This window comes from Pasteurella canis (genome assembly GCF_900454865.1).
Taxonomy (GTDB): Bacteria; Pseudomonadota; Gammaproteobacteria; order Enterobacterales; family Pasteurellaceae; genus Pasteurella; species Pasteurella canis.
Window position 1 is genome coordinate 1 of the sequence record NZ_UGTV01000011.1, and the last position, 8,230, is coordinate 8,230.

Here is an 8,230-nt window from a genome sequence, read left to right on the forward strand (position 1 = left end):
AGGTGGTGTCGTTATTGGTTTCTTAGGACCTGTTTTAAGTATTTTATGGGTACTTGCGTTATCTACCTTCTTATAAAATATAGTATCATTGATATTCATCTCAAACATACCGCACTTTAAGACAAAGTGCGGTATAATATTCGACATAACCTATAAATACATCTATTCCTTTTCTATACGATAATTGGAACTTTAAGGTAAATTTATAGTCTAATCTTTACCCATTCCATAAAGAGTATGAAAAATTGGCTCTCATGGATTTTATGTTATAACTACACTCGGAAATTTATCTTTCACTTTCTAAGAAGGAAAACAATGAACAAAGAAACACAAACCATGATGTTGGTTCCACAAGGCAGTATTGAAGCATATATTCGTGCTGCAAATGAATATCCAATGCTTACCGCTGAGGAAGAAAAGGAATTAGCGGAGCGTTTGTATTATCAAGAAGATTTGGAAGCGGCTAAAAAGCTGATTCTTTCACATCTTCGTTTTGTTATCCATGTAGCGCGTGGTTATTCAGGCTATGGCTTACCTCAAGCGATTTAATCCAAGAAGGTAATATTGGTCTGATGAAGGCCGTTAAACGCTTTAATCCTGAAGTAGGGGTGCGTTTAGTTTCTTTCGCTGTACATTGGATCAAAGCAGAAATTCACGAATATGTATTACGCAACTGGCGTATTGTAAAAGTAGCAACCACGAAAGCACAACGTAAATTATTTTTTAATCTACGTAAAACGAAACAACGCTTAGGTTGGTTTAATGAAAATGAAGTAGAGATGGTCGCAAATGAACTTGGTGTTTCTCCTGAAGATGTGATGGAAATGGAATCACGGATGACAGGTTCAGATGTTGCTTTTGACTTACCAACAGATGACAATGAAGAAACCTACTCACCATCATTATATTTAGAAGATAAAACCTCTAATTTTGCAGCAGAATTAGAGAATGAAAATTACGAAACACAAGCCACTGAGCAATTAACTGTTGCTTTAGAAGGGTTAGATGAACGTAGCCTAGATATTATTAAAGCACGTTGGTTAGATGAAAATAAAGCAACATTGCAAGATCTAGCTGCAAAATATAATATTTCAGCAGAACGTGTGCGCCAACTTGAAGCTAACGCACTGAAGAAACTGAAAAGTGCGGTTAACTTTTAATAAAGTTTAACATACAGAAAAGCCAAAGTTTTGTACTTTGGCTTTTTATTACCTTCGATAAGAATGTAAACATTTCATTACAAAAAATATCCATCATTATCTTATATCAAAATAAGAATAAAACTGGCTTTATTATTTCTCTATTGCTAATATAAATATACATCTATAAAAATGTAAATATATGTTTTACAATTAATCATTTTGATTAAAAAAGGAAACTATCGTGAATAAAACAGCTGGCAGTACACTGCTTGTATCAGGCACTATGATTGGTGCAGGGATGCTTGCAATGCCTCTCACTTCAGCAGGCATTGGCTTTAGCTTTACTTTGGTCTTATTAATTGCACTGTGGGCATTACTCACTTGTACTGCACTCTTATTTGTCGAAGTCTATCAAACTACTGACGCAGATGCAGGTATTGGCACATTAGCCGCACAATACTTTGGTCGTTTCGGACGAATTGTTGCAACAACAGTATTACTCGTTTTCTTATATGCATTATTATCTGCTTATGTTACAGGCGGGGGTTCAATTCTTGCTTCAAGCCTACCTACTATTGTCAATGAGAATACAACATCCAAAATCGCTATTGGTATATTTACTTTATTTTTTGGTGCATTTGTTATTATTGGTACAAAAAGTGTTGATGGTATAAATCGCTTATTATTTTTCATCATGCTCACAACATTTGTATTTTGTACTGTGTCTGATGTTACCTAAAGTTACTGTCAATAATCTGATGGCGATGCCTATTGATAAAGCCTTATTACTCTCAGCAAGTCCGATTTTTTTCACTTCTTTTGGTTTCCATGGTTCAATTCCAAGTTTAAACCATTATTTACAAGGCAACGTGAAAGCATTACGATTTGCTATTCTCACAGGTTCAACTATCACTCTGGTCTTTTATATTGTGTGGCAATTTTCGACTCATGGTGTGCTGAGCCAATCTCATTTTTTAGATATTTTACAACAAGATCAACGTTAAATGCTTAGTGAATGCTAGTTTTCAAATTACAGGCAGCACAATGTTAGCGCAAGCCGTGAAAATTTTCTCAGCTTTAGCTTTAATTACTTCGTTCTTAGGCGTGGCATTAGGGTTATTTGAATGTATTGAAGATCTATTAAACGTGTCTTTAATATTTCAGGAAATCGAATGATACTAGGCATATTAACCTTTCTACCACCATTACTTTTTGCTTTTTTCTACCCACAAGGGTTCGTCTTAGCCCTCAGTTATGCAGGTCAGATGTTCGCTTTCTATGCTGTAGTGTTACCTGTTGCTTTAGTTGGAAGGTTCGTCAGATACACCCTAACCTACCTTATCGAGTCAGTGGCGGTACACCTGTACTAGTGCTTGTTCTTATACTTGGTGTGGCAATTACATTGATTCCGTTTATTACGAGAGCAGGCTATTTACCACAAGTTGTAGGTTAAGCGTTTCCTTCTGCCTGAAGAAAATTGACTATAAAAATTCAATAAGAATGTTATAGTGAGCAAATAAAATACAGGTCAAGTGGAATAAAATATGAATATCAGAACTTTTTTCAGTACAAACTTTATGTATCGGCACATTACTTAGTTCGACAATCACATCAGCAAATACGTCTATTTATGTTGAACCACCTGCAATTGAAAACGTGACTAATACAAGCTCTTACGTTTCGTATATGTACCGAACCGAAGCTTTACGGAGCCAATGGATTGGCAATAACCCCATGTTCTTTATTCGATTATCAAGTATTGATACTTTTGGTGATACACGTACTGCTTTAATCGCCACGTTATTAAATGGTGCTTATGCTATTGAGCGTATAGCAACAAACTGCAATACTAAAGAAACCGTGATTAAAACGAAAGCGATCTATGATGCAACAGGTAAATTAATTGAGTCCAATAACCAAGACATTAACCTTGGTCGTCCAATTCCAGATAGTTATGTCGCAGAGGCTATTTTAGTGATGTGCGATGCATTAGCACTTGTTCCTGGTAATCCCAATGTACATGATGAAAAAATTAAAGCCTCTGTTCCATTTATCAATATTATTAATGAGCATGTAAGAGGTAAAAGCGTCAATCGTGGAGCAATCATAGTAGATAATATTGAGGACTATTTTAAATCTCAACTCAATAGAAAAAAATAAACAAAAGGGCTTATTTCATCAAATAAGCCCTTTATCTTTAAAAAAGTAATAACTTTTTACTCAGCAAGCAGTTCTTCGAGCTCCTCTTGAAGAGCTAACCATTGCATTTCAATCTCCTCTAATTGCTTCTTATGACTGACTTGTTCAGCTAACAGCGTAGTCAACTTATCTTTATTTTCCGCTAAATACAGCTCACTTTCGCCAAGCTGTGTTTCTATCTCTACTAACTTAGTTGATAAATTGTCCATCTGCATTTCAAATTGTTGTAGTTTTTTGCGTAGCGGAGCCGTCTGTTGTCTTAATTCTGCTTCACGACGTTTTTGCTCCTTACGATTCACACTACTTTGATTATTTTCTTGCTCAGCTTGTGGTACTAGCTTTGAGTCTGGCACACGAGACAATTCATCAACCACTTTTGATAATCGTCTAAATCACCTGAAAACTGCTCTACTTTTTTATCATGTACTAAATAAAACTCTTCTACTGTATTACGTAATAAATGGCGGTCATGAGAGACCACAACTAATGAGCCTTGAAATCTACTAATGCTTCAGTAAGTGCTTGGCGCATATCAAGATCTAAATGGTTAGTCGGTTCATCAAGTAACAATAAATTCGGACGCTGCAGACGATAAGCGCTAACACTAACGAGCTTTCTCTCCACCAGAAAAAGAGCCAACTATCTCATTGACTTTATCACCCTTAAATGCAAAACCACCAAGATAATCTCTTAGTTGTTGTTCCGTCTGCTGTGGTGCTAATTTTTGCAAATGCCATAATGGACTTTCATCTGCACGTAAAGTATCTAATTGATGCTGAGCGAAATACCCCAATTGTACACCCTTAGCAAGCTGTATTTGTCCAGCCAGCGCAGATAGCTCACCTGCTAATAATTTAATCAATGTTGATTTACCTGCTCCATTTTTACTAACAACAATCGTGAGCCTGGTAAATCAACATTGATTAAATTATTAGCAGGTGAGCTATCTGCGCTGGCTGGACAAATACAGCTTGCTAAGGGTGTACAATGGGTATTTCGCTCAGCATCAATTAGATACTTTACGTGCAGATGAAAGTCCATTATGGCATTTGCAAAATTAGCACCACAGCAGACGGAACAACAACTAAGAGATTATCTTGGTGGTTTTGCATTTAAGGGTGATAAAGTCAATGAGATAGTTGGCTCTTTTTCTGGTGGAGAGAAAGCTCGTTTAGTGTTAGCGCTTATCGTCTGGCAGCGTCCGAATTTATTGTTACTTGATGAACCGACTAACCATTTAGATCTTGATATGCGCCAAGCACTTACTGAAGCATTAGTAGATTATCAAGGCTCATTAGTTGTGGTCTCTCATGACCGCCATTTATTACGTAATACAGTAGAAGAGTTTTATTTAGTACATGATAAAAAAGTAGAGCAGTTTTCAGGTGATTTAGACGATTATCAAAAGTGGTTGAATGAATTGTCTCGTGTGCCAGACTCAAAGCTAGTACCACAAGCTGAGCAAGAAAATAATCAAAGTAGTGTGAATCGTAAGGAGCAAAAACGTCGTGAAGCAGAATTAAGACAACAGACGGCTCCGCTACGCAAAAAACTACAACAATTTGAAATGCAGATGGACAATTTATCAACTAAGTTAGTAGAGATAGAAACACAGCTTGGCGAAAGTGAGCTGTATTTAGCGGAAAATAAAGATAAGTTGACTACGCTGTTAGCTGAACAAGTCAGTCATAAGAAGCAATTAGAGGAGATTGAAATGCAATGGTTAGCTCTTCAAGAGGAGCTCGAAGAACTGCTTGCTGAGTAAAAAGTTATTACTTTTTTAAAGATAAAGGGCTTATTTGATGAAATAAGCCCTTTTGTTTATTTTTTTCTATTGAGTTGAGATTTAAAATAGTCCTCAATATTATCTACTATGATTGCTCCACGATTGACGCTTTTACCTCTTACATGCTCATTAATAATATTGATAAATGGAACAGAGGCTTTAATTTTTTCATCATGTACATTGGGATTACCAGGAACAAGTGCTAATGCATCGCACATCACTAAAATAGCCTCTGCGACATAACTATCTGGAATTGGACGACCAAGGTTAATGTCTTGGTTATTGGACTCAATTAATTTACCTGTTGCATCATAGATCGCTTTCGTTTTAATCACGGTTTCTTTAGTATTGCAGTTTGTTGCTATACGCTCAATAGCATAAGCACCATTTAATAACGTGGCGATTAAAGCAGTACGTGTATCACCAAAAGTATCAATACTTGATAATCGAATAAAGAACATGGGGTTATTGCCAATCCATTGGCTCCGTAAAGCTTCGGTTCGGTACATATACGAAACGTAAGAGCTTGTATTAGTCACGTTTTCAATTGCAGGTGGTTCAACATAAATAGACGTATTTGCTGATGTGATTGTCGAACTAAGTAATGTGCCGATACATAAAGTTGTACTGAAAAAAGTTCTGATATTCATATTTTATTCCACTTGACCTGTATTTTATTTGCTCACTATAACATTCTTATTGAATTTTTATAGTCAATTTTCTTCAGGCAGAAGGAAACGCTTAACCTACAACTTGTGGTAAATAGCCTGCTCTCGTAATAAACGGAATCAATGTAATTGCCACACCAAGTATAAGAACAAGCACTAGTACAGGTGTACCGCCACTGACTCGATAAGGTAGGTTAGGGTGTATCTGACGAACCTTCCAAACTAAAGCAACAGGTAACACTACAGCATAGAAAGCGAACATCTGACCTGCATAACTGAGGGCTAAGACGAACCCTTGTGGGTAGAAAAAAGCAAAAAGTAATGGTGGTAGAAAGGTTAATATGCCTAGTATCATTCGATTTCCTGAAATATTAAAGACACGTTTTAATAGATCTTCAATACATTCAAATAACCCTAATGCCACGCCTAAGAACGAAGTAATTAAAGCTAAAGCTGAGAAAATTTTCACGGCTTGCGCTAACATTGTGCTGCCTGTAATTTGAAAACTAGCATTCACTAAGCCATTTAACGTTGGATCTTGTTGTAAAATATCTAAAAAATGAGATTGGCTCAGCACACCATGAGTCGAAAATTGCCACACAATATAAAAGACCAGAGTGATAGTTGAACCTGTGAGAATAGCAAATCGTAATGCTTTCACGTTGCCTTGTAAATAATGGTTTAAACTTGGAATTGAACCATGGAAACCAAAAGAAGTGAAAAAAATCGGACTTGCTGAGAGTAATAAGGCTTTATCAATAGGCATCGCCATCAGATTATTGACAGTAACTTTAGGTAACATCAGACACAGTACAAATACAAATGTTGTGAGCATGATGAAAAATAATAAGCGATTTATACCATCAACACTTTTTGTACCAATAATAACAAATGCACCAAAAATAAAGTAAATATACCAATAGCGATTTTGGATGTTGTATTCTCATTGACAATAGTAGGTAGGCTTGAAGCAAGAATTGAACCCCCGCCTGTAACATAAGCAGATAATAATGCATATAAGAAAACGAGTAATACTGTTGTTGCAACAATTCGTCCGAAACGACCAAAGTATTGTGCGGCTAATGTGCCAATACCTGCATCTGCGTCAGTAGTTTGATAGACTTCGACAAATAAGAGTGCAGTACAAGTGAGTAATGCCCACAGTGCAATTAATAAGACCAAAGTAAAGCTAAAGCCAATGCCTGCTGAAGTGAGAGGCATTGCAAGCATCCCTGCACCAATCATAGTGCCTGATACAAGCAGTGTACTGCCAGCTGTTTTATTCACGATAGTTTCCTTTTTTAATCAAAATGATTAATTGTAAACATATATTTACATTTTTTATAGATGTATATTTATATTAGCAATAGAGAAATAATAAAGCCAGTTTTATTCTTATTTTGATATAAGATAATGATGGATATTTTTTGTAATGAAATGTTTACATTCTTATCGAAGGTAATAAAAAAAGCCAAAGTACAAAACTTTGGCTTTTTCTGTATGTTAAACTTTATTAAAAGTTAACCGCACTTTTCAGTTTCTTCAGTGCGTTAGCTTCAAGTTGGCGCACACGTTCTGCTGAAATATTATATTTTGCAGCTAGATCTTGCAATGTTGCTTTATTTTCATCTAACCAACGTGCTTTAATAATATCTAGGCTACGTTCATCTAACCCTTCTAAAGCAACAGTTAATTGCTCAGTGGCTTGTGTTTCGTAATTTTCATTCTCTAATTCTGCTGCAAAATTAGAGGTTTTATCTTCTAAATATAATGATGGTGAGTAGGTTTCTTCATTGTCATCTGTTGGTAAGTCAAAAGCAACATCTGAACCTGTCATCCGTGATTCCATTTCCATCACATCTTCAGGAGAAACACCAAGTTCATTTGCGACCATCTCTACTTCATTTTCATTAAACCAACCTAAGCGTTGTTTCGTTTTACGTAGATTAAAAAATAATTTACGTTGTGCTTTCGTGGTTGCTACTTTTACAATACGCCAGTTGCGTAATACATATTCGTGAATTTCTGCTTTGATCCAATGTACAGCGAAAGAAACTAAACGCACCCCTACTTCAGGATTAAAGCGTTTAACGGCCTTCATCAGACCAATATTACCTTCTTGGATTAAATCCGCTTGAGGTAAGCCATAGCCTGAATAACCACGCGCTACATGGATAACAAAACGAAGATGTGAAAGAATCAGCTTTTTAGCCGCTTCCAAATCTTCTTGATAATACAAACGCTCCGCTAATTCCTTTTCTTCCTCAGCGGTAAGCATTGGATATTCATTTGCAGCACGAATATATGCTTCAATACTGCCTTGTGGAACCAACATCATGGTTTGTGTTTCTTTGTTCATTGTTTTCCTTCTTAGAAAGTGAAAGATAAATTTCCGAGTGTAGTTATAACATAAAATCCCATGAGAGCCAATTTTT

Annotated in this window: 3 protein-coding genes and 5 pseudogenes; 4 read left to right on the forward strand and 4 right to left on the reverse strand. The window is 36.1% G+C overall.

Translation table 11 applies throughout. The features are described 5' to 3' along the window. The first annotated feature begins 315 nt into the window (after nucleotides 1-315). The 3 genes and pseudogenes from rpoH (DYE19_RS00545) (at nucleotide 316) to DYE19_RS00555 (ending at nucleotide 3,302) form a co-directional block, all read left to right on the forward strand. Nucleotides 316-1,160 (forward strand): annotated as a pseudogene (gene rpoH / locus DYE19_RS00545) (RNA polymerase sigma factor RpoH). 223 nt (nucleotides 1,161-1,383) lie between these two features. Then, a pseudogene (locus DYE19_RS00550) lies at nucleotides 1,384-2,595 on the forward strand (aromatic amino acid transporter). A 233-nt stretch (nucleotides 2,596-2,828) separates the two neighbouring features. Then, the gene (locus tag DYE19_RS00555; RefSeq protein WP_255313048.1) at nucleotides 2,829-3,302 is read left to right on the forward strand and encodes a hypothetical protein; all 474 of its coding nucleotides are present in this window, start codon (nucleotides 2,829-2,831) and stop codon (nucleotides 3,300-3,302) included. Between the two features lie 56 nt (nucleotides 3,303-3,358). Here the strand turns inward: DYE19_RS00555 and DYE19_RS11425 are convergent. Beyond that, nucleotides 3,359-4,236 (reverse strand): annotated as a pseudogene (locus DYE19_RS11425) (ATP-binding cassette domain-containing protein); the annotation flags it as partial. Between the two features lie 12 nt (nucleotides 4,237-4,248). Between DYE19_RS11425 and DYE19_RS00565 the strand changes: the two are divergent. Then, nucleotides 4,249-5,106: pseudogene (locus DYE19_RS00565) on the forward strand (ATP-binding cassette domain-containing protein); the annotation flags it as partial. Nucleotides 5,107-5,162: 56 nt separating this feature from the next. On the opposite strand, the gene DYE19_RS00570 reads toward DYE19_RS00565, so the two are convergent. The 3 genes and pseudogenes from DYE19_RS00570 to rpoH (DYE19_RS00580) all read right to left on the reverse strand — a co-directional run bounded on the left by DYE19_RS00570 (nucleotide 5,163) and on the right by rpoH (DYE19_RS00580) (nucleotide 8,154). After that, nucleotides 5,163-5,777, reverse strand: coding sequence for a hypothetical protein (locus DYE19_RS00570; protein ID WP_115322273.1), 615 nt, complete (start codon nucleotides 5,775-5,777; stop codon nucleotides 5,163-5,165). A 91-nt stretch (nucleotides 5,778-5,868) separates the two neighbouring features. Continuing rightward, nucleotides 5,869-7,040, reverse strand: a pseudogene (locus DYE19_RS00575) (aromatic amino acid transporter). 268 nt (nucleotides 7,041-7,308) lie between these two features. Further along, a complete protein-coding gene (rpoH, locus tag DYE19_RS00580; protein ID WP_049215762.1) occupies nucleotides 7,309-8,154 on the reverse strand; it encodes an RNA polymerase sigma factor RpoH in 846 nt (281 codons plus the stop codon). Between the last annotated feature and the right edge of the window lie 76 nt (nucleotides 8,155-8,230).

Bases quoted from the DNA above. Each gene is read 5' to 3' on its own strand.
- DYE19_RS00555 (WP_255313048.1), top strand. From the start codon at position 2,829: ATGTACCGAACCGAAGCTTTACGGAGCCAATGGATTGGCAATAACCCC.
- DYE19_RS00570 (WP_115322273.1), bottom strand. From the start codon at position 5,777: ATGAATATCAGAACTTTTTTCAGTACAACTTTATGTATCGGCACATTA.
- rpoH (WP_049215762.1), bottom strand. From the start codon at position 8,154: ATGAACAAAGAAACACAAACCATGATGTTGGTTCCACAAGGCAGTATT.